This window comes from Trujillonella humicola, from assembly GCF_046233715.1.
GTDB classification, from domain to species: Bacteria; Actinomycetota; Actinomycetes; order Mycobacteriales; family Geodermatophilaceae; genus Trujillonella; species Trujillonella humicola.
The window spans coordinates 80,209-105,247 of record NZ_JBJNRJ010000002.1; the positions used below are offsets into that span (position 1 = coordinate 80,209).

Consider the following 25,039-nt stretch of genomic DNA (forward strand, 5'->3'; position numbering starts at 1 on the left):
CCTCCCGAGCATCCTGCCGACCGATCGAGCGGGCCTCGTCGCAGACCGGTGGCAGCCTCGCCGAAACCGACGACGACCCAGGACGACCAGCACCGACCCGCCCGCACGTCGTGAGGTCCTTGGAAGGACGCATCTTGGCAGGCTCTCGCCCCACCAGCATCTCCGCAGGCACCACCGAGTCACCCACCCCGCAGAGCACCACCCCGCAGTCCGGCCCCCGCACCGGCGAGGCCGACCAGCAGAAGATCCCGGGCGCGCCGCTCCGCGTCTCCTTCGCCAAGATCAGCGAGCCGCTCGAGGTGCCGGACCTCCTGGCCCTGCAGACGGCTTCGTTCGACTGGCTCATCGGCAGCCCCGAGTGGCGCGCCACGCTCTCGCCCGAGGAGCAGGCCGCCGCGGTCGGCGGGCTGGCCGAGATCCTCGAGGAGATCTCCCCGATCGAGGACTTCAGCGGCTCGATGTCGCTGTCCTTCTCCAACCCGCGCTTCGAGGACGTCAAGGCGTCGCTCGAGGAGTGCAAGGACAAGGACATGACCTACGCGGCGCCGCTGTTCGTCACCGCCGAGTTCATGAACAACACCACCGGCGAGATCAAGAGCCAGACGGTGTTCATGGGCGACTTCCCGATCATGACGAGCAAGGGCACGTTCGTCATCAACGGGACCGAGCGCGTCGTCGTCTCCCAGCTCGTCCGCAGCCCGGGCGTCTACTTCGACAAGACCCTGGACAAGACCTCCGACAAGGACGTCTTCAGCGCGAAGGTCATCCCCAGCCGCGGTGCCTGGCTGGAGTTCGACGTCGACAAGCGCGACACCGTCGGCGTCCGCATCGACCGCAAGCGCCGCCAGCCGGTCACCGTGCTGCTCAAGGCGCTCGGCTGGACCGAGGACCGCATCCGCGAGCACTTCCAGTGGTCGCCCACGGTCCTGGCCACCCTGGAGAAGGACCACATCGCCGGCCAGGACGAGGCCCTGCTCGACATCTACCGCAAGCTGCGGCCGGGCGAGCCGCCGACGCGGGAGAGCGCGCAGGCGCTGCTGGAGAACCTCTTCTTCAACCCCAAGCGCTACGACCTGGCCAAGGTCGGCCGCTACAAGGTGAACAAGAAGCTCGGCGTCGAGGTCCCGCAGGCGACCCTCACGCTGACCGAGGACGACATCGTCGCCACCATCGAGTACGTCGTGCGGCTGCACGCCGGCGAGCCCGACCACGGCGTCGACGACATCGACCACTTCGGCAACCGCCGGCTGCGCACCGTCGGTGAGCTGATCCAGAACCAGATCCGGGTCGGCCTCTCCCGCATGGAGCGCGTCGTCCGCGAGCGGATGACGACCCAGGACGTCGAGGCGATCACGCCGCAGACGCTGATCAACATCCGGCCGGTCGTCGCCTCCATCAAGGAGTTCTTCGGCACCAGCCAGCTGTCCCAGTTCATGGACCAGACCAACCCGCTGGCGGGCCTGACCCACAAGCGCCGCCTGTCGGCGCTGGGCCCCGGTGGTCTGTCCCGCGAGCGGGCCGGCATGGAGGTCCGCGACGTGCACCCCAGCCACTACGGCCGGATGTGCCCGATCGAGACCCCGGAAGGCCCGAACATCGGCCTGATCGGCTCGCTGTCCTCGTTCGGCCGGGTCAACGCGTTCGGCTTCATCGAGACGCCGTACCGCCGGGTGGACAACGGCACGGTCTCCGACCGGATCGACTACCTGACCGCCGACGAGGAGGACCGCTTCGTCGTCGCCCAGGCCAACTCGCCGCTGGACGCCAACGGCCGGTTCGCCGAGGACCGCGTCCTGGTCCGCACCAAGGGCGGTGAGGTCGACTACCTCTCCCCGGAGAACGTCGACTACATGGACGTCTCGCCGCGGCAGATGACCTCGGTCGCGACGGCGATGATCCCGTTCCTCGAGCACGACGACGCCAACCGCGCGCTCATGGGCGCCAACATGCAGCGCCAGGCCGTCCCGCTGCTGCGCAGCGAGGCGCCGCTGGTCGGCACCGGCATGGAGCTGCGTGCCGCCGTCGACGCCGGTGACGTCGTGGTGGCCGAGAAGGCCGGCGTGGTCGAGGACTCGACCGCCGACTACGTCACCGTCATGGCCGACGACGGCACCCGGCAGACCTACCGGCTGCTGAAGTTCCGCCGCTCGAACCAGGGCACCTCGATCAACCAGACCCCGGTCGTCGACGAGGGTCAGCGCGTCGAGGTCGGCCAGGTCATCGCCGACGGCCCGTGCACCGACGAGGGCGAGATGGCGCTGGGCAAGAACCTGCTCGTCGCCTTCATGCCGTGGGAGGGCCACAACTACGAGGACGCGATCATCCTGTCGCAGCGCCTCGTGCAGGACGACGTCCTGTCCTCGATCCACATCGAGGAGTTCGAGGTCGACGCCCGCGACACCAAGCTCGGCGCCGAGGAGATCACCCGGGACATCCCGAACGTCTCCGAGGAGGTCCTCGCCGACCTCGACGAGCGCGGCATCATCCGCATCGGTGCCGAGGTCGTCCCCGGCGACATCCTCGTCGGCAAGGTCACGCCCAAGGGCGAGACCGAGCTGACCCCCGAGGAGCGGCTGCTGCGCGCGATCTTCGGGGAGAAGGCCCGCGAGGTCCGCGACACGTCGCTGAAGGTCAAGCACGGCGAGTCGGGCAAGGTCATCGGCGTCCGCGTGTTCTCCCGCGAGGACGGCGACGAGCTGCCCGCCGGCGTCAACGAGCTGATCCGGGTCTACGTCGCCCAGATGCGCAAGATCTCCGACGGCGACAAGCTCGCCGGACGCCACGGCAACAAGGGCGTCATCGCGAAGATCCTGCCGCAGGAGGACATGCCCTTCCTCGAGGACGGCACCCCGGTCGACATCGTGCTCAACCCGCTCGGCGTCCCCGGCCGGATGAACGTCGGCCAGGTCCTGGAGACCCACCTCGGGTGGGTCGCCAAGCAGGGGTGGCAGATCGAGGGCACGCCGGAGTGGGCGGCCAAGCTGCCGGCCGCCGCGCGCTCGGCCGAGCCGGGCACCCGGACGGCGACGCCGGTGTTCGACGGCGCCAAGGAGGACGAGATCGTCGGTCTCCTCGAGTCGACGACCCCCAACCGGGACGGCAACCGGATGGTCGCCCCGACCGGCAAGGCGCGGCTGTTCGACGGCCGGTCCGGGGAGCCCTTCCCCGAGCCGATCTCGGTGGGCTACGTCTACATCCTGAAGCTGCTGCACCTGGTCGACGACAAGATCCACGCCCGGTCGACCGGCCCCTACTCGATGATCACCCAGCAGCCGCTGGGCGGTAAGGCGCAGTTCGGTGGCCAGCGCTTCGGCGAGATGGAGTGCTGGGCGATGCAGGCCTACGGCGCGGCCTACGCGCTGCAGGAGCTGCTGACCATCAAGTCCGACGACATCCTCGGCCGGGTCAAGGTCTACGAGGCGATCGTCAAGGGCGAGAACATCCCCGAGCCGGGCATCCCCGAGTCGTTCAAGGTGTTGCTCAAGGAGCTGCAGTCGCTCTGCCTCAACGTCGAGGTGCTGTCCGGTGACGGGCAGGCGATCGAGCTGCGCGACACCGACGACGAGGTCTTCCGGGCCGCGGAGGAGCTGGGCATCGACCTGTCCCGCCGCGAGCCCTCCTCGGTGGAAGACGTCTGATGTGTTCCGCGCCGGGTCCTCGCTCCGCGGGGACCCGGCGCGGCCAGATCACAAGACAACAGACACAAGCAATTCCTAGCCCCTGAAAGGGGTTCCCCTTGCTCGACGTCAACTTCTTCGACGAGTTGCGCATCGGTCTGGCCAGCGGCGACGACATCCGCCAGTGGTCGCACGGTGAGGTGAAGAAGCCGGAGACCATCAACTACCGGACCCTGCGTCCGGAGAAGGACGGTCTCTTCTGCGAGAAGATCTTCGGTCCCACGCGGGACTGGGAGTGCTACTGCGGCAAGTACAAGCGGGTCCGGTTCAAGGGCATCATCTGCGAGCGCTGCGGCGTCGAGGTGACCCGGGCCAAGGTCCGCCGTGAGCGGATGGGCCACATCGAGCTGGCCGCGCCGGTCACCCACATCTGGTTCTTCAAGGGCGTCCCCTCGCGCCTGGGCTACCTGCTCGACCTGGCGCCCAAGGACCTCGAGAAGATCATCTACTTCGCGGCCTACCTGATCACCTCGGTCGACGACGAGTCCCGCCACCGGGACCTGCCGACCATCGAGGCCGAGATCAGCGCCGAGAAGTCGAACCTGGAGAACCGCCGCGACTCCGACGTGGAGGCCCGCCAGCAGAAGCTGGAGGCCGACCTCGCCGAGCTCGAGGCCGAGGGTGCCAAGTCCGACGTCCGCCGCAAGGTGCGCGAGGGCGGCGAGCGCGAGATGCGCCAGATCCGCGACCGGGCGCAGCGGGAGATCGACCGCCTCGAGGAGGTGCTCGACACCTTCCGCAAGCTCGAGGTGAAGCAGCTGATCGCCGACGAGGGCCTCTACCGCGAGCTGCGCGACCGCTTCGGTGAGTACTTCGAGGGCGGCATGGGCGCCGCGGCGCTGCAGAAGCTGCTGTCCGACTTCGACCTCGACGCCGAGGCCGCCTCGCTGCGCGACACGATCCGCAACGGCAAGGGCCAGCGCAAGCTGCGGGCCCTCAAGCGGCTGAAGGTCGTCGCGGCGTTCCAGCAGACCCGCAACTCGCCCATGGGCATGGTGCTGGACTGCGTCCCGGTCATCCCGCCGGACCTGCGCCCGATGGTGCAGCTCGACGGTGGCCGCTTCGCCACCAGCGACATGAACGACCTGTACCGCCGGGTCATCAACCGGAACAACCGGCTCAAGCGGCTGCTGGACCTCGGCGCGCCCGAGATCATCGTGAACAACGAGAAGCGGATGCTGCAGGAGTCCGTGGACGCGCTGTTCGACAACGGCCGCCGCGGCCGGCCGGTCACCGGCCCGGGCAACCGCCCGCTGAAGTCGCTGTCGGACCTGCTCAAGGGCAAGCAGGGCCGGTTCCGGCAGAACCTGCTCGGCAAGCGCGTCGACTACTCGGGCCGCTCGGTCATCGTCGTCGGCCCGCAGCTGAAGCTGCACCAGTGCGGTCTGCCCAAGCAGATGGCCCTGGAGCTGTTCAAGCCCTTCGTGATGAAGCGGCTCGTGGACCTCAACCACGCGCAGAACATCAAGTCCGCCAAGCGGATGGTGGAGCGCGCGCGGCCGGTCGTGTGGGACGTGCTCGAGGAGGTCATCACCGAGCACCCGGTGCTGCTGAACCGCGCGCCGACCCTGCACCGCCTGGGCATCCAGGCCTTCGAGCCGCAGCTGGTCGAGGGCAAGGCCATCCAGATCCACCCGCTGGTCTGCACCGCGTTCAACGCGGACTTCGACGGCGACCAGATGGCCGTGCACCTGCCGCTGTCGGCCGAGGCGCAGGCCGAGGCCCGGATCCTGATGCTCTCGAGCAACAACATCCTGAGCCCGGCCGACGGTCGCCCGATCACCGCGCCGACCCAGGACATGGTGCTGGGCCTGTACCACCTGACGACCGTCGTGCCGAGCCGGCACGAGGCCGAGGGTGGCCAGCCGGCGGCGTTCTCGTCGGCGGCCGAGGCCGTCATGGCCTACGACAAGGGCTCGCTGGGGCTGCAGGAGCGGGCCTGGATCCGCCTCGACGAGGTCTTCGGCGTCGACAACGGCGTCAACGACCCGTGGGAGCAGCCGGAGGACTGGACCCCGGGCGCCCCCGCGCGCGTGCTCACCAGCCTCGGCCGGGTGCTGTTCAACGAGGCCCTGCCCGAGGACTACCGCTTCGTCAACTACCAGGTGCCGAAGAAGGAGCTCGGGGCGATCGTCAACGACCTCGCCGAGCGCTACCCCAAGGTGCAGGTCGCGGCGACGCTGGACGCCCTCAAGTCCGCCGGGTTCCACTGGGCCACCCGCGCGGGGATCACGATCGCCATCGACGACGTGGTCACCCCGCCGGCCAAGCAGGAGATCCTGGACCGGCACGAGGCCGAGGCACGGCAGATCGAGAAGCAGTACGAGCGCGGCGTCATCACCGACGCCGAGCGTCGTGCCGAGCTCATCGAGATCTGGACCCGTGCGCGGGCCGAGGTCAGCCAGGCGATGGTGGACAACTTCCCGACCACCAACCCGGTCTGGGTCATGGTCAACTCCGGCGCCCGCGGAAACATGATGCAGATCAGCCAGATCGCCGGCATGCGCGGTCTGGTGGCCAACCCGAAGGGCGAGATCATCCCGCGGCCGATCAAGGCCAACTTCCGGGAGGGTCTGTCGGTGCTGGAGTACTTCATCTCCACGCACGGTGCCCGCAAGGGCCTGGCCGACACCGCGCTGCGGACCGCCGACTCCGGTTACCTCACCCGCCGGCTGGTGGACGTCTCGCAGGACGTCATCATCCGCGAGGAGGACTGCGGCACCGACCGGGGCGTCCTCATGCCCATCGGCACCGTCGTCGACGGCACGGTCACCCGGGACGCGCACGTCGAGACCAGCGTCTACGCCCGGGCCCTGGCCGCCGACGTCACGGCCGAGGACGGCACGCTCGTCGCGCAGGCCGGTCAGGACCTCGGAGACGTGCTCATCGCGGCGCTGATCGACGCCGGCGTGGCCGAGGTCAAGGTGCGCTGCGTCCTGACCTGCGAGTCGCTGCTGGGCACCTGCGCCACCTGCTACGGCCGGTCGCTGGCAACCGGCAAGCTGGTGGACGTCGGCGAGGCGGTCGGCATCATCGCCGCCCAGTCGATCGGTGAGCCGGGCACCCAGCTGACGATGCGCACCTTCCACACCGGTGGTGTCGCGGGTGAGGACATCACCCACGGTCTGCCGCGTGTGGTGGAGCTCTTCGAGGCCCGCGTGCCCAAGGGCAAGGCGCCGATCGCCGAGCTGGCCGGCACCGTCCGGATCGAGGACGGCGAGCAGTTCCGCAAGCTGACCATCACCCCGGACGACGGCTCCGACGAGGTCGTCTACGACAAGCTGTCGCGCCGGTCGCGGCTGCGGGTCGAGGACGGCTCGCACGTCGAGGTCGGCGAGCAGCTCACCGAGGGTGCGGTGGACCCGCACGAGGTGCTGCGGATCATGGGCCCGCGCGAGGTGCAGCTGCACCTGGTCCGCGAGGTCCAGGAGGTCTACCGCAGCCAGGGTGTGTCGATCCACGACAAGCACATCGAGGTGATCATCCGCCAGATGCTCAAGCGGGTGACCATCATCGACTCGGGTGCCACCGAGTTCCTGCCCGGTGCGCTGGTCGAGCGGACGCTGTTCGAGACCGAGAACCGTCGCGTCGTCGCCGAGGGCGGCGAGCCGGCCTCGGCCCGTCCGGTGCTCATGGGCATCACCAAGGCCTCGCTCGCGACCGAGTCGTGGCTGTCGGCCGCCTCCTTCCAGGAGACGACCAAGGTGCTCACCGACGCCGCCATCCAGGGCAAGAGCGACAGCCTGCTCGGCCTCAAGGAGAACGTGATCATCGGGAAGCTGATCCCGGCCGGCACCGGCATCAGCCGCTACCGGAACATCACGGTCGAGCCGACCGAGGAGGCCCGCGCCGCCGTCTACACGATGGCCGGGTACGACGACGGGCAGTACTACAGCCCCGACGTGTTCGGCTCGGGCTCCGGCGAGGCCGTGCGCCTGGAGGAGTACGACTGGCGGGGCTGACCCCCGGCAGCACGACGGGAAGGCCCCCGGACCGATCGATCGGTCCGGGGGCCTTCCCGCGTCCGTGGCCGGTGGTCCGGGGCGACGTCGCGTCCTGTGACGAAACCGGTGGGCGCCCGGCTACCGGTCGCAGAGCGCGCGCATCGTCGACACGGTGCGCAGCCGGTTCTCCCGGCTGTCGTCGAGCGGCTGCAGGGCCAGCGTGGTGACCCCGGCCTCGCGGAAGGCCGCGAGGCGCTCGGAGACGTACCCCTCCGGGCCGATGAGCGAGACCGCGCGGACCAGCTCGTCGGGCAGCGCGGCCGCGGCCTCGTCCTTCCTCCCCGACAGGTAGAGGTCCTGCACCGTCGCCGCGGCATCGGCGAACCCGTAGCGGACGGCGAGGTCGTTGTAGAAGTTCTTGCCCCGCGCGCCCATGCCGCCGACGTAGAGGGCCAGGTGCGGACGGACGAGGTCGTGCAGCGCGTCGACGTCCTCGCCGATGGCGACCGGGACGCCCACCACCACCTGCAGGTCGCCGAGCGCCGGGTCCCGCTTGGCCTTGCCTGCGGCCAGGGACTCGCCCCACACGTCGGCCGCCCGCTCGGGCATGAACCAGATGGGCTCCCACGCCTCGGCGATCTCGGCGGCCAGCTCGACGTTCTTGGGACCCAGCGCGGCCAGCATGACCGGCACCCGCTCGCGGACCGGCGTGTTGATCAGCTTGAGCGGCTTCCCCAGGCCGGTGCCCTGCTCCGGCGGCAGCGGGATCGTGTACTTGGGCCCGGCGTGCTGGAGCCGCTCCCGGCGCCACACGGCGCGGCAGATCTCGACGATCTCGCGGGTCCGCTGCAGGGGAGCGTCGTAGGGGACGCCGTGCCAGCCCTCGATGACCTGAGGCCCCGAGGCGCCCAGGCCCAGGGTGAACCGGCCGTCGGAGACGTAGTCCAGCCCGGCCGCGGTCATCGCGATCAGCGCCGGCGTGCGGCTGTAGATGGGGAAGATGGCGCTCAGCAGCTCCACCCGCTCGGTCACCGCGGCGAGGTAACCCAGCTGGCTGACGGAGTCGAAGGTGTAGACCTCCGCGATGGTCGCGACGTCGAGCCCGGCGGCCTCGAGGTCGCGGATCTCCTCCGCGGTCTCGCGGAAGCCCCCGCTGTAGCTGGCCTGGATGCCGATGCGCACGTGCCCTCCCGGGGTCGTCGGCGCCCTCGTCGGCGCCGGGCACGACCGTATCGGCGGTCCCTCAGAGCGGGCGGACCACCCCGACGACGTGCGTGACCACGCGCACGCCGTCGACGTCGGTGGGCACGAGGCCGGCCGCCACCGGGTCGGCGAGGTCCACCTTGACGACGTAGCCGGCGCCGCGCCGGGCGAGGCCGATCCCCACGACCTCGGGCACCCGGGCCAGCCGCGCGCTCAGGGCGCTCTTGGCGGCGCGGGCGGAGGCTCGATCGGTCACCCCTCCATGGTGCGCCACTCCCCGCCTCCGGGACAGAGCGAGGGCCCTGTTCTCCCCACCTTTCGCGAGCTCGACGCGGGATCGGGGGGAGAGGCCGTCAGCCGAGCCACTGGACGCCGAGGACGTCCAGGACGGTCGACAGCGGGCTGGCGTAGGTCACCCCGCCGCCGTGTGCTCCGCCCACCTCGCTGCCGGCGAAGAGGAGCGCGAGCGGCGCGCGGTCGGAGCTCCGCCAGATGACCGAGCCGCTGTCCCCGCCGGCGCTGAACGTCCCGGCCGTGCCCTCGATCTCGATCTGCCCGTCGAAGGTGTGCACGGCGTCGTCGTACTGCACCGCGACGCCGTCGACCTCCACGGCCGTGATCCGTCCGCGGGTGTGCCCGGTCGTCCGGCCGATCTTCTCCACGGCCTCGTCCGGGTCGACCTCCTCGCCGTGGGCCACCACGGCCGCGAGCGGACCGCCGGGGTAGGCGGCCGGGTCGTGCTCGACGCCCTCGTCGAGCGCCGCCACGGCGGCGTCGACGAGGTCGCGACCGCCGCTGAACCGCTCGAAGGCGGTGAGGCGCGCCACCCGGTCTGCGGCGGTGCCCCGGTCGGCCGGGCCCGGCTGCAGCGCGGCGTCGCCGGGCAGGGCGGCGCCGCCGGCCGCGAGCACGTGGTTGTTCGACAGGATCGCCGGTCGCCCGCCGTGGCGGACGAAACCGCCCAGCGTGCCGGCGGTGACCGCGGGGTGCCCGACCGACAGCCCCGGCCGCAGCGGGCGGACGCGCCGCTGCAGGTCCGCCGGGGAGACCGCGGGCGCGCCGGCGGGGGAGGGGAGGGCCCGGACGGGCCCGATGACCCGGACGTCGACCTGGGCGCGGACGGCGTCCGCCACCCCGGTGAGCAGGATCGCGGCATCGGCCGGCGTCGCGACGCGGATCGCCAGCCGCGCCTGGCCCGGACCCGACAGGGCCAGCCCCAGCGCGGGTCGGAACCACGACCGCCCGGGCGCCAGCCCGCGGGCGCCGACCGGCTCCTGCCAGCCGGCGATCCGGGCACCCAGCCGCGCCTTGAGCTCCCGCGCCGAGTCGATCTGCACCGTTCCCCCTCGCTCCCCGGACCGTCGCCGAGGGTGATCTTCCTGGGACCGACCGTAGGGTGGCGGTACGACAGTCCGGTGGCTGCCGCCGCGACGCCCGGGCCGGTACAGTCCCCTCCGACCGCCGGGCACCGGCCGGTCCGCCGCCGGGAATGAACCGGCGCGCGCGGTGTTGGAACGGGTGGTCGCCGCTGTGAGCGGCGTCGCCTGCGTCGACATGGGGACCCGGTTTGCACCGGCCCTTTCGGCGCGGGTATCGTGGTCAGCCGTGCCCAGGGTGCCCTGGGCCTGCTCCCGTTCGCGGTGCGCTCGCCGACAGGTTGGTGGCGCCGAGTCGCGGGGGGCGACCGATCCGGTTGGCAGCGCCGACCGGTCCCGGGAACGGCGACACGCCCGACCGCGGGGACCGGTGGTGGCCCGCGGCCCGGATCGGGTACGGCCCCGGCAGGACCGGCACCCGGCACGACAGAGCACCGACCGACAGCACGACCCAGCGCAGGTAGGAGATCCAGGCCCCCCATGCCCACGATCAACCAGCTGGTCCGCAAGGGCCGCGAGGACAAGGTCGAGAAGACCAAGACCCCGGCGTTGAAGGGTTCCCCTCAGCGCCGCGGCGTGTGCACCCGCGTGTACACGACGACGCCGAAGAAGCCGAACTCGGCGCTGCGCAAGGTCGCCCGCGTCCGCCTCACCAGTGGCATCGAGGTCACCGCCTACATCCCCGGTGTCGGCCACAACCTGCAGGAGCACTCGATGGTGCTCGTGCGTGGTGGTCGTGTGAAGGACCTCCCGGGTGTTCGATACAAGATCATCCGCGGGTCGCTGGACACCCAGGGTGTCCGCAACCGCAAGCAGGCTCGCAGCCGGTACGGCGCGAAGAAGGAGAAGAGCTGACATGCCCCGCAAGGGTCCCGCTCCCCGCCGTCCGCTCGTCGCCGACCCGGTGTACCAGTCGCCGCTGGTCACCCAGCTGGTGAACAAGGTGCTGGTCGACGGCAAGCGCTCCGTCGCCGAGGCGATCGTCTACGGCGCCCTCGAGGGCTGCCGCGACAAGACCGACACCGACCCGGTCGTGACGCTCAAGCGCGCGCTGGACAACGTCAAGCCGGCGCTCGAGGTCCGCAGCCGCCGCGTCGGCGGTGCGACCTACCAGGTCCCGGTCGAGGTCCGCGCCTCCCGCAGCACCACCCTCGGCCTGCGCTGGCTGATCCAGTACAGCCGCGCCCGCCGGGAGAAGACGATGACCGAGCGCCTCATGAACGAGCTGCTCGACGCGAGCAACGGCCTGGGAGCCGCGGTCAAGCGCCGCGAGGACACCCACAAGATGGCCGAGTCGAACAAGGCCTTCGCGCACTACCGCTGGTAGTCGCCCCCCCGCCGGCCCGGCCGGCACCCGCGGCCGGCGGGCAGTCCGGGCCACCCCCGGACACCCGCGCGGACCGAACCGAAGAGGAGAGAAGAGATGGCCAGCAACGAGGCCCAGCTCGCCAGGACCCGCAACATCGGGATCATGGCGCACATCGACGCCGGCAAGACCACGACGACCGAGCGCATCCTCTTCTACACCGGGATCAACTACAAGATCGGTGAGGTCCACGACGGCGCGGCCACGATGGACTGGATGGAGCAGGAGCAGGAGCGCGGCATCACCATCACGTCGGCCGCGACGAAGTGCAGCTGGAACGACCACGACATCAACATCATCGACACCCCCGGGCACGTCGACTTCACCGTCGAGGTGGAGCGGTCGCTGCGGGTGCTCGACGGTGCGGTGGCCGTCTACGACGGGGTCGCCGGCGTGGAGCCGCAGACGGAGCAGGTGTGGCGGCAGGCCGAGAAGTACGGCGTCCCGCGGATGTGCTTCGTCAACAAGCTCGACCGCACGGGTGCGGACTTCTTCCGCTGCGTCGACATGATGGTCGACCGGCTCGCCGCCAACCCGGCCGTGCTGCAGCTGCCGATCGGGGCCGAGGCCGACTTCATCGGCGTCGTCGACCTGGTGCAGATGCGCGCGCTCACCTGGCGCGGTGAGACCAAGATGGGCGAGGACTACGCCGTCGAGGAGATCCCCGCCGAGCTCGCCGACCAGGCCGCCGAGTACCGCGAGAAGCTGCTCGAGACGATCGCCGAGACCGACGACGACCTCATGGAGGCCTACCTCGGCGGCGAGGAGATCACCGTCGAGCGCCTCAAGGCCGCGATCCGCAAGGCGACCATCACCGCCCAGGTGAACCCGGTCCTGACCGGGACCGCGTTCAAGAACAAGGGCGTGCAGCCGCTGCTCGACGCGGTCGTCGACTACCTGCCCAGCCCGCTGGACATCGAGGCGATCGTCGGCACCGCGCTCGACGGTGAGACCGAGGTCCTGCGGCACGCGGACGAGGACGAGCCGTTCTCCGCGCTGGCGTTCAAGATCCAGACCGACCAGCACCTGGGCAAGCTGACCTACATCCGCGTGTACTCCGGGAAGCTCTCCTCCGGTTCGCCGGTGCTCAACAGCACCAAGGACCGCAAGGAGCGGATCGGCAAGATCTACCAGATGCACGCCAACAAGCGCGAGGAGCGCGAGGGCGTGGGCGCCGGCCAGATCGTCGCCGTCGTCGGGCTGAAGCAGACCACCACGGGTGACACCCTCTGCGACCCGCAGAACCCGGTCATCCTGGAGTCGATGACCTTCCCGGCCCCGGTCATCTCGGTCGCCATCGAGCCGAAGACCAAGGGCGACCAGGAGAAGCTCGGCACCGCCATCCAGAAGCTGGCCGAGGAGGACCCGACCTTCCAGGTGCGCCTCGACGAGGAGACCGGCCAGACCGTCATCTCCGGCATGGGCGAGCTGCACCTGGAGATCCTCGTCGACCGCATGCGGCGAGAGTTCAAGGTCGAGGCCAACGTCGGCAAGCCGCAGGTGGCCTACCGCGAGACGATCCGCAAGGCCGTCGAGAAGGTCGACTACACCCACAAGAAGCAGACCGGTGGGTCCGGCCAGTTCGCCAAGGTCCAGGTCACCCTCGAGCCGCTGGAGATCAGCGGCGACTCGGCGACCTACGAGTTCGTCAACGCCGTCACCGGTGGTCGCGTGCCGAAGGAGTACATCCCCTCGGTCGACCAGGGCATGCAGGACGCCATGCAGTACGGCATCCTCGCCGGCTACCCGATGGTGGGCGTCAAGGCGACCCTCATCGACGGCCAGTACCACGAGGTCGACTCCTCGGAGATGGCCTTCAAGATCGCCGGCTCGATGGTCTTCAAGGAGGCCGCCCGCAAGGCCAGCCCGGCCCTGCTCGAGCCGATGATGGCCGTCGAGGTCGTCACCCCCGAGGACTACATGGGTGACGTCATCGGCGACCTGAACTCCCGGCGCGGGACGATCCAGGCGATGGAGGAGCGCTCCGGCGCCCGCGTCGTCCGGGCCCTGGTCCCGCTCTCGGAGATGTTCGGCTACGTGGGCGACCTGCGCAGCCGCACCCAGGGGCGGGCGAGCTACACCATGGTGTTCGACTCGTACGCCGAGGTCCCGCAGAACGTCGCCAAGGAGATCATCGCCAAGGCGACCGGCGAGTGACCCGCCGGGCGAAGCCCATCCGCCCGGCACCCCCCAGCAACCCCACCCCAGAGTTCGCGCACGACTGCGACACCACGAGGAGAGGAACCCAGTGGCCAAGGCCAAGTTCGAGCGGACCAAGCCGCACGTCAACATCGGCACCATCGGGCACATCGACCACGGGAAGACCACCCTGACCGCGGCGATCACCAAGGTGCTGCACGACAAGTACCCGGACCTCAACGAGGCGTCGGCCTTCGACCAGATCGACAAGGCGCCCGAGGAGAAGGCCCGCGGCATCACGATCTCGATCGCCCACGTCGAGTACCAGACGGAGAACCGTCACTACGCGCACGTCGACTGCCCCGGGCACGCCGACTACATCAAGAACATGATCACCGGTGCCGCGCAGATGGACGGCGCCATCCTCGTGGTCGCCGCCACCGACGGCCCGATGCCGCAGACCAAGGAGCACGTGCTCCTGGCCCGCCAGGTCGGCGTCCCCTACATCGTCGTGGCGCTGAACAAGGCCGACATGGTCGACGACGAGGAGATCCTCGAGCTCGTCGAGCTGGAGGTCCGCGAGCTGCTGTCCGAGTACGAGTTCCCGGGCGACGACGTCCCCGTGGTCCGCGTCTCGGCGCTGAAGGCCCTCGAGGGCGACGCCGAGTGGGGCGACAAGCTCATGGAGCTGATGAACGCCGTCGACACCGCGATCCCGGAGCCGGAGCGCGACATCGACAAGCCGTTCCTCATGCCCGTCGAGGACGTCTTCACCATCACCGGCCGCGGCACCGTCGTGACCGGTCGCGTGGAGCGCGGCATCGTCAAGGTGTCGGAGGAGGTCGAGATCGTCGGCATCCGCCCGACCTCGACCAAGACCACCGTCACCGGCGTGGAGATGTTCCGCAAGCTGCTCGACCAGGGCCAGGCCGGTGACAACGTCGGTCTGCTCCTGCGCGGCATCAAGCGCGAGGACGTCGAGCGCGGCCAGGTCGTCGTGAAGCCGGGGTCCATCACCCCGCACACGAACTTCGAGGCCTCGGTCTTCATCCTCTCCAAGGACGAGGGTGGCCGGCACACGCCGTTCTTCAACAACTACCGTCCGCAGTTCTACTTCCGGACGACGGACGTGACGGGCGTCGTGACGCTGCCCGCCGGCACCGAGATGGTCATGCCCGGCGACAACACCGAGATGACGGTCGAGCTGATCCAGCCGATCGCCATGGAGGAAGGCCTCAAGTTCGCCATCCGCGAGGGTGGCCGGACCGTGGGCGCCGGTCGCGTCACCAAGATCAACAAGTAGCACCCGCGGACGGGCGGCTGCCGGACCGGCGGCCGCCCGTCTCCCGGGTCCGGGCTCCCGCTCGTGCTCGGACCCACCACAGACAGACTTACGATCGGCAGGAGCGAGACAAGGCGATGGCGGGACAGAAGATCCGCATCCGGCTGAAGGCCTACGACCACGAGGCCATCGATGCCTCGGCGCGGCGCATCGTGGACACGGTGACGAAGACCGGAGCGCGCGTCGTCGGCCCGGTGCCGCTGCCGACGGAGAAGAACGTGTACTGCGTCATCCGGTCCCCGCACAAGTACAAGGACTCGCGGGAGCACTTCGAGATGCGCACGCACAAGCGCCTCATCGACATCCTCGACCCGACGCCGAAGACGGTCGACGCGCTCATGCGCATCGACCTGCCGGCCTCGGTCGACGTCAACATCCAGTAAGGGGGAGTCATGGCGAGCAACTTCCGCGGACTCCTCGGCGAGAAGCTGGGCATGACCCAGGTCTTCGACGAGAACAACCGCATCGTGCCGGTGACCGTCGTCAAGGCGGGGCCGTGCGTGGTCACCCAGGTGCGCACCCCCGAGGTCGACGGCTACTCGGCCGTCCAGCTCGGGTTCGGGGAGATCGACCCCCGCAAGGTGAACAAGCCCGAGGGCGGCCACTTCGCCAAGGCCGGCGTCACGCCGCGCCGCCACGTGGTGGAGCTGCGTACCAACGACGCCTCCACCTACACCGTCGGCCAGGAGCTGACGGCCGAGGTGTTCGACGGCGTCGCCAAGGTCGACGTCATCGGCACCAGCAAGGGCAAGGGCACCGCGGGCGTCATGAAGCGGCACGGCTTCAAGGGCCTCGGCGCCGCGCACGGCACCCAGCGCAAGCACCGCTCGCCCGGCTCGATCGGTGGGGCCTCGACCCCCGGCCGGGTCTTCAAGGGCCTGCGGATGGCCGGCCGCATGGGCGCGGTCAAGACGACGACGCTCTCGCTGGTCGTCCACAAGGTGGACACCGAGCGCGGGCTGCTGCTGATCAAGGGCGCCATCCCCGGCCCGAAGGGCGGCCTCGTGCTCGTCCGCTCGGCCGTCAAGGGCGGTCCCGTGGGGAGTGACGACCAGTGACCCAGTCCACTGAGGCCCGGACCGACCGACAGGTCGACGTCCGGACGCCGGCGGGCGAGACCTCCGGCAGCGTGACGCTGCCCGGTGAGCTCTTCGACGCCAACGCCAACGTCTCGCTGATGCACCAGGTCGTGGTGGCCCAGCTGGCCGCCGCGCGCCAGGGCACGCACGCCACCAAGACGCGCGGGCGGGTCAGCGGCGGTGGCACCAAGCCGTACCGCCAGAAGGGCACCGGTCGCGCCCGGCAGGGCTCGATCCGCGCGCCGCAGTTCACCGGCGGTGGCACGGTCCACGGGCCGCAGCCGCGTGACTACACCCAGCGGACCCCCAAGAAGATGAAGGCCGCCGCCCTCCGTGGCGCCCTGTCCGACCGGGCCCGCGAGGACCGCGTGCACGTGATCACCACCTTCGTCGAGGGCGACGCCCCGAAGACGAAGGAGGCGCTCAAGGCGCTCGACGCCGTGACCTCGGCCAAGCGCGTGCTCGTGGTGCTCGACCGCGACGACGTCCTCAACTGGGTCAGCCTGCGCAACGAGCCCCGGGTGCACCTGCTGGAGGCCGGGCAGCTGAACACCTACGACGTGCTGGTCGCCGACGAGGTGGTCTTCACCGAGGCCGCGCTCGCCGAGTTCGTCGCGGGCCCGGCCCGCAAGGCCGACAAGCCCGACCTGTCGACGCACGAGACGCCGGGCGGCGTCCCGTCGATCGCGCCGGCCGCGGGCGAGGGCACGGTCGAGGTGTCCGGCTCCGCCGGTGCCGCCGCGGCCGCCGCGCCGAAGCGGGCGCCGAAGGACGGGGATCCGGCTCCGGCCTCCGCGGCCGAGGCCGCGTCGGCGCCGGCCGAGCAGGCCGCCGCCGCCAACGCCGGTCCCGACGCCACCGCCCCGAGCGACGAGGCGACCGGCCAGGACGGCACCACCGACACTGCCGAGGAGGAGAAGGCGTGACCTTCCGCGACCCCCGGGACGTCCTGCTCGCGCCGGTCATCTCGGAGAAGAGCTACGGGCTCCTGGACGAGAACCAGTACACGTTCCTGGTCCACCCGGATGCCAACAAGACGCAGATCAAGATCGCCGTGGCGCAGGTCTTCAACGTGAAGGTCCTCGACGTCAACACGATCAACCGTCAGGGCAAGAAGAAGCGCAGCCGGGGCAACCGGATGGGCAAGCGCCCCGACACCAAGCGCGCCATCGTCTCGCTCGCCCCCGGCGACCGCATCGAGATCTTCGGCGGTCCCGGCGCCTGAGGCGCCGTGACCGATCCGGACCAGAGATATAGAGGACTCCAGTCAGATGGCTATCCGCAAGTACAAGCCGACGACGCCGGGCCGCCGCGGCTCGAGCGTCGCCGACTTTGCTGAGGTCACCCGTGACCATCCCGAGAAGTCGCTGGTCCGGCCGCTGCACGGCCGCGGCGGGCGCAACGTGCACGGGAAGGTGACGGCCCGCCACCAGGGTGGCGGGCACAAGCGCGCCTACCGGCTCATCGACTTCCGTCGCGCCGACAAGGACGGCGTGCCGGCGAAGGTCGCGCACATCGAGTACGACCCGAACCGGACGTCGCGCATCGCGCTGCTGCACTTCGCCGACGGCGAGAAGCGCTACATCATCGCGCCGGCCCGGTTGAAGCAGGGCGACACGGTGGAGTGCGGCCCCGCCGCCGACATCAAGCCGGGCAACAACCTGCCGCTGCGGAACATCCCGGTCGGCACCGTGGTCCACGCCATCGAGCTCCGTCCCGGTGGCGGCGCCAAGATCGCCCGGTCGGCGGGGACCAGCGTCCAGCTCGTCGCCCGTGAGGGCCGGTTCGCCCAGCTGCGCATGCCGTCGGGCGAGATCCGCAACGTCGACGTGCGCTGCCGCGCCACCGTCGGCGAGGTGGGCAACGCCGAGCAGTCGAACATCAACTGGGGCAAGGCCGGCCGCATGCGGTGGAAGGGCAAGCGCCCGACCGTCCGCGGTGTCGCCATGAACCCGGTGGACCACCCGCACGGTGGTGGTGAGGGCAAGACCTCCGGTGGGCGCCACCCGGTGAACCCGAAGGGCAAGCCCGAGGGCCGCACGCGCAAGCGCAAGGCCTCGGACTCCATGATCGTGCGCCGCCGGCGTACCAACAAGAAGCGCTGAGCGGGTAGAGGAGCTCGACAGACATGCCACGCAGCCTGAAGAAGGGCCCGTTCGTCGACGACCACCTGCTCGCGAAGGTGGACGCCCAGAACGAGAAGGGCACCAAGAACGTCATCCGCACCTGGTCGCGGCGCTCGACGATCATCCCCGACATGCTCGGGCACACGATCGCCGTGCACGACGGCCGCAAGCACGTCCCGGTCTTCGTGACCGAGGCGATGGTCGGGCACAAGCTCGGCGAGTTCGCGCCCACGCGCACCTTCCGTGGGCACGTCAAGGACGACCGCCGGTCGCGGCGCGGCTGACGGCGAGGAGATCCCAGAGATGACTTCCCAGTTGGGGCAGGAGACGCCGGTCGCCCGGGCCACCGCCCGGTTCGTCCGCGTCACCCCCATGAAGGCACGCCGGGTGGTGGACCTGATCCGCTACCTGCCGACCGACGAGGCCCTGGCCCTGCTGCGCTTCGCGCCGCAGGCCGCCAGCGAGCCGGTGGCCAAGGTGGTGGCCAGTGCCGTCGCCAACGCCGAGCACAACCTGCAGCTCGACCGCAACGCGCTGGTCGTCAGCGCCGCGTTCGTCGACGAGGGTCCGACGCTCAAGCGGATCCGTCCGCGGGCGCAGGGCCGGGCGTTCCGCATCAACAAGCGGACCAGCCACATCACCATCGAGGTGAGCGAGGTCGCCGGCAGCGCCGAGCTCGCGCAGAAGTCGCGCAAGGCGCGCCGGGACACCGGCCAGACCGGCCCCGCGACCCAGCAGAAGAGCAACACGAGGGGAGGGACCCGCTAGTGGGTCAGAAGGTCAACCCGCACGGGTTCCGGCTCGGCATCACCACCGACTACAAGTCCCGGTGGTACGCCGACAAGCTGTACAAGGACTACGTCAAGGAAGACGTCGCCATCCGCAAGCTCATGTCCAAGGGCATGGAGCGGGCCGGCATCTCCAAGGTCGAGATCGAGCGCACCCGTGACCGGGTCCGCGTCGACATCCACACCGCGCGCCCGGGCATCGTCATCGGTCGCCGCGGCGCCGAGGCCGACCGCATCCGCGGTGAGCTGGAGAAGCTCACCGGCAAGCAGGTCCAGCTGAACATCCTCGAGGTGAAGAACCCCGAGGCCGACGCGCAGCTGGTCGCCCAGGGTGTCGCCGAGCAGCTGTCCAGCCGGGTCAGCTTCCGCCGCGCCATGCGCAAGGCCATGCAGTCGGCCCAGCGCAGCCCGCAGGTGAAGGGCATCCGGGTGCAGTGCTCCGGTCGCCTGGGCGGCACCGAGATGAGCCGGTCGGAGTTCTACCGCGAGGGCCGCGTGCCGCTGCACACCCTGCGCGCGAACATCGACTACGGCATCTACGAGGCCCGCACCACGTTCGGCCGCATCGGCGTCAAGGTGTGGATCTACAAGGGCGACGTGAGCGGCTCGCGGGCCGAGCGCGAGGCCCTCGAGGCCCTGGCCGCACGCCAGCAGCGTCGCGAGCGCGCGCAGCGCCCGCAGCGCCGCTCGGGTTCCAGCGGGACCACCGCCGGCGGGACCGAGGCCGGCCGCGCGGCCGCCGAGGGCACCGGGCCGGTGGCGGACACCACCGAGGCCGTCGTCGCGCAGACGTCGGGCGAGGCCCCGGAGACGACGGTCGCCGAGCTGGCCGGTCCGGAGGCCACCAGTGCCGCCGAGACGGCCGCCGAGGCGACGTCCACCGAGGCGACGGCATCCGAGAACCAGGAGAGCTGAGCCATGCTCATCCCACGGCGCGTCAAGCACCGCAAGCAGCACCACCCGAGCCGCTCCGGCCGGGCCAAGGGCGGCACCGCGATCAACTTCGGTGACTACGCCATCCAGGCCCTGGAGCCGGCCTACGTGACCAACCGGCAGATCGAGTCCGCCCGTATCGCCATGACGCGGCACATCCGCCGTGGCGGCAAGGTGTGGATCTCCATCTACCCGGACCGCCCGCTGACCAAGAAGCCGGCCGAGACCCGCATGGGCTCGGGCAAGGGCTCGCCCGAGTGGTGGGTGGCCAACGTGAAGCCGGGCCGGGTGCTCTTCGAGCTCTCCGGCGTGGCCGAGCCGGTCGCTCGCGAGGCCATGCGCCGGGCCATCCACAAGCTGCCCATGAAGTGCCGCTTCATCACGCGTGAAGGAGAGGTGTGATGGCCGCCGGTCTGACCGCTCCGGAGCTGCGCGAGCTCTCTGTCGACGAGCTCGCCTCGCGGCTGCGCGAGTCCAAGGAAGAACTGTTCAACCTGCGGTTCCAGGTGGCCACCGGCCAGCTGGACAACAACCGGCGGCTGCAGACCGTCCGCCGCGACATCGCGCGGATCTACACGATCATGCGTGAGCGCGAGCTGGGCCTGTCGGTCGCCCCGAGCGAGGGTGTGGCATGAGCGAGTCCCAGTCGGCGACCGCCAACGAAGCGACCGCGTCGGGCCCCGGGCTGGCCGGGCGCGGCTACCGCAAGGTCCGGGAGGGCCTCGTCGTCAGCGACAAGATGGAGAAGACCATCGTCGTCGAGGTCGAGGACCGGGTGAAGCACGGCCTGTACGGCAAGGTCATCCGCCGGACGAGCAAGCTGAAGGCCCACGACGAGCAGGGGATCGCCGGCATCGGCGACCGCGTGCAGATCATGGAGACCCGGCCGACGTCGGCCACCAAGCGGTGGCGGCTGGTCGAGGTCCTCGAGAAGGCGAAGTGATCCCCGGGCGGGGCCTCGCGTGAGCGGGGTCCCGCCGACCGGCCCTCCGGGGTCGTGTCCGGAGCAGGTACTCTGGACGACTGGCGCCGCCCGCGGGTGCGCGCCGCATCCCGGTACCTCGTGACGGTCAGCACCGGCGGCCCCGCTGCCGGTGCGTCCGCACGTGGGTATCGGACAGCCGGTTCACCGATCCGGCCCGGCTGTCACCACTGAGAATGGGAGTAGGACGTGATCCAGCAGGAGTCGCGACTGCGGGTCGCCGACAACACGGGTGCCAAGGAGATCCTCTGCATCCGTGTCCTCGGCGGGTCCGGGCGACGCTACGCGGGCATCGGTGACGTCATCGTCGCCACCGTGAAGGACGCGCTGCCGGGTGCCGGTGTGAAGAAGGGCGACGTCGTCAAGGCCGTCGTCGTGCGCACCGTGAAGGAGCGTCGGCGTCCCGACGGCTCCTACATCCGCTTCGACGAGAACGCCGCGGTGATCATCCGCGACAGCGGCGACCCGCGCGGCACGCGCATCTTCGGCCCCGTCGGCCGTGAGCTCCGCGACAAGCGCTTCATGCGGATCATCTCGCTCGCTCCGGAGGTGCTGTGAGCATGGCTGCCCACAAGAACGACAACGGCACGCGCAAGGCGCCGTCGATGAAGGTGAAGAAGGGCGACCAGGTCGTCGTCCTGTCCGGCAAGGACAAGGGCGCGAAGGGCCGCGTCATCGCCGCCTACCCGCAGACGCAGAAGGTGCTCGTCGAGGGCGTCGGCCGGGTCAAGAAGCACACCCGGATCAGCTCCAACCAGCGCGGCGCCCAGCAGGGCGGGATCGTCACGCAGGAGGCTCCCATCCACGTGAGCAACGTGATGGTGATCGACTCCGAGGACAAGCCGACCCGGGTCGGTTACCGCAAGGACGAGGAAGGCCGCAGCATCCGGGTCTCGCGGCGCACCGGTAAGGACCTCTGACCGACATGAGCGCACCCACCCGTGAGCTGCCCCGCATGCTGGCCCGGTACCGCGACGAGATCGTGCCGGCGCTGCAGTCGGAGTTCGGCTTCGAGAACGTCATGCAGATCCCGCGGCTGACCAAGATCGTCGTCAACATGGGCGTCGGTGAGGCGACCCGTGACGCCAAGCTGATGGACGGCGCGGTCCGCGACCTCACCGCCATCACCGGCCAGAAGCCGGCCGTCGTCCGCGCCCGCAAGTCCATCGCGCAGTTCAAGCTCCGCGAGGGCATGCCGATCGGCGCCAAGGTCACGCTCCGCGGCGACCGCATGTGGGAGTTCCTGGACCGGCTGCTGTCGCTGGCCCTGCCCCGCATCCGCGACTTCCGCGGCCTGAACGCCAAGCAGTTCGACGGCCACGGCAACTACACGTTCGGCCTGACGGAGCAGTCGATGTTCCGCGAGATCGACGTCGACAAGATCGACCGGCCGCGCGGCATGGACATCACGCTGGTCACGACCGCGACCAACGACGACGAGGGACGCGAGCTGCTCCGGCTCCTCGGCTTCCCCTTCGCCGGCCAGCCCGTCGTTCCGACGACCCGCTGAGACCGGGCCGGACGAGAGAGCTAGAGGAGACGACATGGCCAAGAAGGCCCTGATCAACAAGGCGGCCCGCAAGCCGAAGTTCGCGGTCCGCGGCTACACCCGCTGCCAGCGCTGCGGTCGTCCGCACGCGGTGTTCCGCAAGTTCGGCCTCTGCCGGATCTGCCTGCGGGAGATGGCGCACGCCGGGGAGCTCCCCGGCGTCAGCAAGTCCTCCTGGTAACGGGAACACCTGACATGGCCGCCCTGCAGGGTCCCGTCGCGAGCGTGCGAGCGACGGGGGGCAGGGGGGTCCTTACCCGCCGAGAGGCCTGCGCGAGATCCGCGTGCGGAACCGCGGCGAGAGAGGCACGACACCCATGACGATGACCGACCCGATCGCGGACATGCTGACGCGGATCCGCAACGCCAACCAGGCGTACCACGACTCGACGACGATGCCGTCCTCCAAGCTGAAGACGCACATCGCCGAGATCCTCCAGCAGGAGGGGTACATCGCCGGCTGGCAGGTCAACGAGGTCGAGAAGGACGGCACCACCCGCAAGGAGCTGGTCGTCGACCTCAAGTACGGCCCCAACCGCGAGCGCAGCATCGCCGGAGTCCGGCGGGTGTCGAAGCCGGGCCTGCGCGTGTACGCCAAGTCGACCGCGCTGCCCAAGGTCCTCGGCGGACTCGGGGTGGCGATCATCTCCACCTCGACCGGCCTGCTGACCGACCGCCAGGCGAACAAGAAGGGCGTGGGTGGGGAAGTCCTCGCCTACGTCTGGTAAGAGGAGCGAGCAGAGATGTCACGGATCGGACGACTCCCGGTTCCGGTGCCCGGCGGCGTGGACGTCGCCATCGAGGGCCAGACCGTCAGCGTCAAGGGCCCCAAGGGCACCCTGTCCCACACCGTCGCCGCCCCGATCACGGTGGCGCGCGGTGAGGACGGCACGCTGCAGCTGGCCCGGCCGGACGACGAGCGGGAGAGCCGGGCCCTGCACGGGCTGTCGCGCACCCTCATCGCCAACATGATCACCGGCGTGACCGAGGGCTACACCAAGACCCTCGAGATCGTCGGCGTCGGCTACCGCGTCCAGGCCCGCGGGTCGGACCTCGAGTTCGCCCTGGGCTTCAGCCACCCGGTGCCGGTCAAGGCGCCGGAGGGCATCACGTTCACGGTCGAGTCGCCGACGCGCATCCGCGTCGCCGGCATCGACAAGCAGCAGGTGGGCCAGGTCGCGGCCAACATCCGCAAGCTGCGTCGCCCCGACCCGTACAAGGGTAAGGGCGTCCGCTACCAGGGTGAGGTCGTCAAGCGCAAGGTCGGGAAGACGGGTAAGTGATGGCACAGACCGAGAAGAGTGCTCGGGTCCACACGCCCGTGGGCACCGACGTCAGCACCGCGCGCCGGGTCTCCCGGCTGCGCCGGCACAACCGGCTGCGCAAGCGGGTCTCCGGCACGCCGGAGCGCCCGCGCCTGGTGGTCAAGCGCAGCTCGCGCCACATCCACGCCCAGGTCGTCGACGACACCGTGGGCCACACCCTGGTCAGCGCGTCCACGCTGGACGCCGGCCTGCGCGGCACGGAGGGCGACAAGTCCGCCCTGGCCCGCCAGGTCGGTGCGCTGGTCGCGGAGCGCGCGAAGGCGGCGGGGATCACCGCGGTCGTGTTCGACCGTGGCGGCAACCGCTACCAGGGCCGGATCGCCGCGCTGGCCGACGGCGCCCGCGAAGGCGGTCTGGACTTCTGATGACCAGCACGCACACCAACAGTGAGAGGGACGTCTGATGCCAGGACCACAGCGACGCGGCGGCGGCGCCGGCGGCGGTAACGACCGCCGCGACCGTCGTGACGGCGGGCGGGGGCCGGGCGGCGCTCCCGCCGAGAAGAGCAACTACATCGAGCGCGTGGTGGCCATCAACCGCGTGTCCAAGGTCGTCAAGGGTGGTCGGCGCTTCAGCTTCACCGCCCTGGTGATCGTGGGCGACGGCGACGGCACCGTGGGCGTCGGCTACGGCAAGGCCAAGGAGGTGCCCGCGGCGATCGCCAAGGGCGTCGAGGAGGCCAAGAAGCACTTCTACAAGGTGCCGCGCATCGCCAGCACCATCCCGCACCCGGTGCAGGGTGAGGCGGCCGCCGGTGTCGTGCTGCTCAAGCCGGCCAGCCCCGGTACCGGCGTCATCGCCGGTGGCCCGGTGCGCGCCGTCCTGGAGTGCGCCGGCATCCACGACGTGCTCTCGAAGAGCCTCGGCTCGTCGAACCCGATCAACATCGTGCACGCGACCATGCAGGCCCTGAAGGACCTGGTGCGTCCCGAGGAGATCGCGGCCCGCCGCGGTCTGCCCCTCGAGGACGTCGCTCCTGCCGCCATGCTGCGGGCGCGTGCGGGCCAGGGGGTCTGACATGGCTCAGCTGAAGGTCACCCAGATCCGGTCCGCGATCGGCACGAAGCCCAACCAGCGCCAGACGCTGCGCTCGCTGGGCCTCAAGCGGATCAACGACTCGGTCGTGCAGGAGGACCGTCCCGAGATCCGCGGGATGGTCGCGACGGTGCCGCACCTGGTCACCGTCGAGGAAATCTGAGCAGGGACACGC

The 25,039-nt window shown here is 70.4% G+C and carries 29 protein-coding genes; 26 read left to right on the forward strand and 3 right to left on the reverse strand.

What is annotated here, in order from left to right; genetic code table 11:
• Positions 1-134: 134 nt before the first annotated feature.
• Entirely contained in the window at positions 135-3,638 is a 3,504-nt protein-coding gene (gene rpoB / locus ACK586_RS01710; protein ID WP_425330351.1) for a DNA-directed RNA polymerase subunit beta, read from the forward strand.
• A 98-nt stretch (positions 3,639-3,736) separates the two neighbouring features.
• Positions 3,737-7,639 carry a DNA-directed RNA polymerase subunit beta' gene (locus tag ACK586_RS01715; protein WP_409328728.1) on the forward strand — a complete coding sequence of 1,301 codons (3,903 nt, stop codon included), beginning with the start codon at positions 3,737-3,739 and terminating at the stop codon, positions 7,637-7,639.
• Between the two features lie 120 nt (positions 7,640-7,759).
• On the opposite strand, the gene ACK586_RS01720 is transcribed toward ACK586_RS01715, so the two are convergent.
• The 3 genes from ACK586_RS01720 to ACK586_RS01730 all read right to left on the reverse strand — a co-directional run bounded on the left by ACK586_RS01720 (position 7,760) and on the right by ACK586_RS01730 (position 10,161).
• Positions 7,760-8,803: an LLM class F420-dependent oxidoreductase gene (locus ACK586_RS01720; protein WP_409328729.1), complete on the reverse strand. Its 1,044-nt coding sequence runs from the start codon at positions 8,801-8,803 to the stop codon at positions 7,760-7,762.
• 61 nt (positions 8,804-8,864) lie between these two features.
• The gene (locus ACK586_RS01725) at positions 8,865-9,080 is read right to left on the reverse strand and encodes a hypothetical protein (RefSeq protein WP_409328730.1); all 216 of its coding nucleotides are present in this window, start codon (positions 9,078-9,080) and stop codon (positions 8,865-8,867) included.
• Positions 9,081-9,177: 97 nt separating this feature from the next.
• Positions 9,178-10,161, reverse strand: a complete 984-nt coding sequence (locus ACK586_RS01730; protein ID WP_409328731.1) for a hypothetical protein — start codon at positions 10,159-10,161, stop codon at positions 9,178-9,180.
• Positions 10,162-10,680: 519 nt separating this feature from the next.
• On the opposite strand from ACK586_RS01730, the gene rpsL reads away from it, so the two are divergent.
• The 24 genes from rpsL to rpmD all read left to right on the forward strand — a co-directional run bounded on the left by rpsL (position 10,681) and on the right by rpmD (position 25,027).
• Complete coding sequence (gene rpsL, locus ACK586_RS01735; RefSeq protein ID WP_012950487.1) at positions 10,681-11,055, forward strand: 30S ribosomal protein S12; 375 nt, start codon at positions 10,681-10,683, stop codon at positions 11,053-11,055.
• Position 11,056: 1 nt separating this feature from the next.
• Positions 11,057-11,527: a 30S ribosomal protein S7 gene (rpsG, locus tag ACK586_RS01740; protein ID WP_409328732.1), complete on the forward strand. Its 471-nt coding sequence runs from the start codon at positions 11,057-11,059 to the stop codon at positions 11,525-11,527.
• A 96-nt stretch (positions 11,528-11,623) separates the two neighbouring features.
• A complete protein-coding gene (gene fusA / locus ACK586_RS01745; protein ID WP_409328733.1) occupies positions 11,624-13,723 on the forward strand; it encodes an elongation factor G in 2,100 nt (699 codons plus the stop codon).
• 91 nt (positions 13,724-13,814) lie between these two features.
• On the forward strand, positions 13,815-15,008 hold the full coding sequence (tuf, locus tag ACK586_RS01750; protein WP_409328734.1) for an elongation factor Tu: 1,194 nt from the start codon (positions 13,815-13,817) through the stop codon (positions 15,006-15,008).
• A 116-nt stretch (positions 15,009-15,124) separates the two neighbouring features.
• Entirely contained in the window at positions 15,125-15,430 is a 306-nt protein-coding gene (rpsJ, locus tag ACK586_RS01755; RefSeq protein ID WP_014742859.1) for a 30S ribosomal protein S10, read from the forward strand.
• Positions 15,431-15,439: 9 nt separating this feature from the next.
• Positions 15,440-16,105 carry a 50S ribosomal protein L3 gene (gene rplC / locus ACK586_RS01760; protein WP_409328735.1) on the forward strand — a complete coding sequence of 222 codons (666 nt, stop codon included), beginning with the start codon at positions 15,440-15,442 and terminating at the stop codon, positions 16,103-16,105.
• Positions 16,102-17,052: a 50S ribosomal protein L4 gene (gene rplD, locus ACK586_RS25580; RefSeq protein WP_425330352.1), complete on the forward strand. Its 951-nt coding sequence runs from the start codon at positions 16,102-16,104 to the stop codon at positions 17,050-17,052. Before rplC ends, rplD begins: the two co-directional genes overlap by 4 nt.
• Positions 17,049-17,351, forward strand: coding sequence for a 50S ribosomal protein L23 (rplW, locus tag ACK586_RS01770; protein WP_409328736.1), 303 nt, complete (start codon positions 17,049-17,051; stop codon positions 17,349-17,351). The genes rplD and rplW overlap by 4 nt, the downstream gene beginning before the upstream one ends.
• Before the next feature lie 46 nt (positions 17,352-17,397).
• Positions 17,398-18,231 (forward strand): 50S ribosomal protein L2, encoded by an 834-nt coding sequence (rplB, locus tag ACK586_RS01775; protein ID WP_409328737.1) that lies wholly within the window; start codon positions 17,398-17,400, stop codon positions 18,229-18,231.
• Positions 18,232-18,254: 23 nt separating this feature from the next.
• Positions 18,255-18,536, forward strand: coding sequence for a 30S ribosomal protein S19 (gene rpsS, locus ACK586_RS01780; RefSeq protein ID WP_026857017.1), 282 nt, complete (start codon positions 18,255-18,257; stop codon positions 18,534-18,536).
• Positions 18,537-18,555: 19 nt separating this feature from the next.
• Positions 18,556-19,020, forward strand: a complete 465-nt coding sequence (gene rplV, locus ACK586_RS01785) for a 50S ribosomal protein L22 (protein WP_425330353.1) — start codon at positions 18,556-18,558, stop codon at positions 19,018-19,020.
• On the forward strand, positions 19,020-19,955 hold the full coding sequence (gene rpsC, locus ACK586_RS01790) for a 30S ribosomal protein S3 (RefSeq protein ID WP_409328738.1): 936 nt from the start codon (positions 19,020-19,022) through the stop codon (positions 19,953-19,955). Before rplV ends, rpsC begins: the two co-directional genes overlap by 1 nt.
• A 3-nt stretch (positions 19,956-19,958) precedes the next feature.
• A complete protein-coding gene (gene rplP, locus ACK586_RS01795) occupies positions 19,959-20,375 on the forward strand; it encodes a 50S ribosomal protein L16 (protein ID WP_409328739.1) in 417 nt (138 codons plus the stop codon).
• On the forward strand, positions 20,375-20,608 hold the full coding sequence (gene rpmC / locus ACK586_RS01800; RefSeq protein WP_236825794.1) for a 50S ribosomal protein L29: 234 nt from the start codon (positions 20,375-20,377) through the stop codon (positions 20,606-20,608). The genes rplP and rpmC overlap by 1 nt, the downstream gene beginning before the upstream one ends.
• Positions 20,605-20,916, forward strand: a complete 312-nt coding sequence (gene rpsQ / locus ACK586_RS01805) for a 30S ribosomal protein S17 (RefSeq protein WP_409328740.1) — start codon at positions 20,605-20,607, stop codon at positions 20,914-20,916. The genes rpmC and rpsQ overlap by 4 nt, the downstream gene beginning before the upstream one ends.
• Before the next feature lie 228 nt (positions 20,917-21,144).
• A complete protein-coding gene (gene rplN / locus ACK586_RS01810) occupies positions 21,145-21,513 on the forward strand; it encodes a 50S ribosomal protein L14 (protein ID WP_029433456.1) in 369 nt (122 codons plus the stop codon).
• 2 nt (positions 21,514-21,515) lie between these two features.
• Positions 21,516-21,875, forward strand: a complete 360-nt coding sequence (gene rplX / locus ACK586_RS01815; RefSeq protein WP_425330354.1) for a 50S ribosomal protein L24 — start codon at positions 21,516-21,518, stop codon at positions 21,873-21,875.
• A gap of 5 nt (positions 21,876-21,880) precedes the next feature.
• The gene (rplE, locus tag ACK586_RS01820; protein WP_409328741.1) at positions 21,881-22,465 is read left to right on the forward strand and encodes a 50S ribosomal protein L5; all 585 of its coding nucleotides are present in this window, start codon (positions 21,881-21,883) and stop codon (positions 22,463-22,465) included.
• A gap of 34 nt (positions 22,466-22,499) precedes the next feature.
• Positions 22,500-22,685, forward strand: coding sequence for a type Z 30S ribosomal protein S14 (locus ACK586_RS01825; protein WP_113838243.1), 186 nt, complete (start codon positions 22,500-22,502; stop codon positions 22,683-22,685).
• 142 nt (positions 22,686-22,827) lie between these two features.
• Positions 22,828-23,232 carry a 30S ribosomal protein S8 gene (gene rpsH / locus ACK586_RS01830; RefSeq protein WP_425330355.1) on the forward strand — a complete coding sequence of 135 codons (405 nt, stop codon included), beginning with the start codon at positions 22,828-22,830 and terminating at the stop codon, positions 23,230-23,232.
• A 15-nt stretch (positions 23,233-23,247) separates the two neighbouring features.
• Positions 23,248-23,787, forward strand: coding sequence for a 50S ribosomal protein L6 (gene rplF, locus ACK586_RS01835; RefSeq protein ID WP_409328743.1), 540 nt, complete (start codon positions 23,248-23,250; stop codon positions 23,785-23,787).
• On the forward strand, positions 23,787-24,194 hold the full coding sequence (gene rplR / locus ACK586_RS01840; protein WP_409328744.1) for a 50S ribosomal protein L18: 408 nt from the start codon (positions 23,787-23,789) through the stop codon (positions 24,192-24,194). Before rplF ends, rplR begins: the two co-directional genes overlap by 1 nt.
• Positions 24,195-24,231: 37 nt before the next feature.
• A complete protein-coding gene (rpsE, locus tag ACK586_RS01845) occupies positions 24,232-24,846 on the forward strand; it encodes a 30S ribosomal protein S5 (protein WP_026857030.1) in 615 nt (204 codons plus the stop codon).
• Position 24,847: 1 nt separating this feature from the next.
• On the forward strand, positions 24,848-25,027 hold the full coding sequence (gene rpmD, locus ACK586_RS01850; RefSeq protein ID WP_409328745.1) for a 50S ribosomal protein L30: 180 nt from the start codon (positions 24,848-24,850) through the stop codon (positions 25,025-25,027).
• Positions 25,028-25,039: the final 12 nt, after the last annotated feature.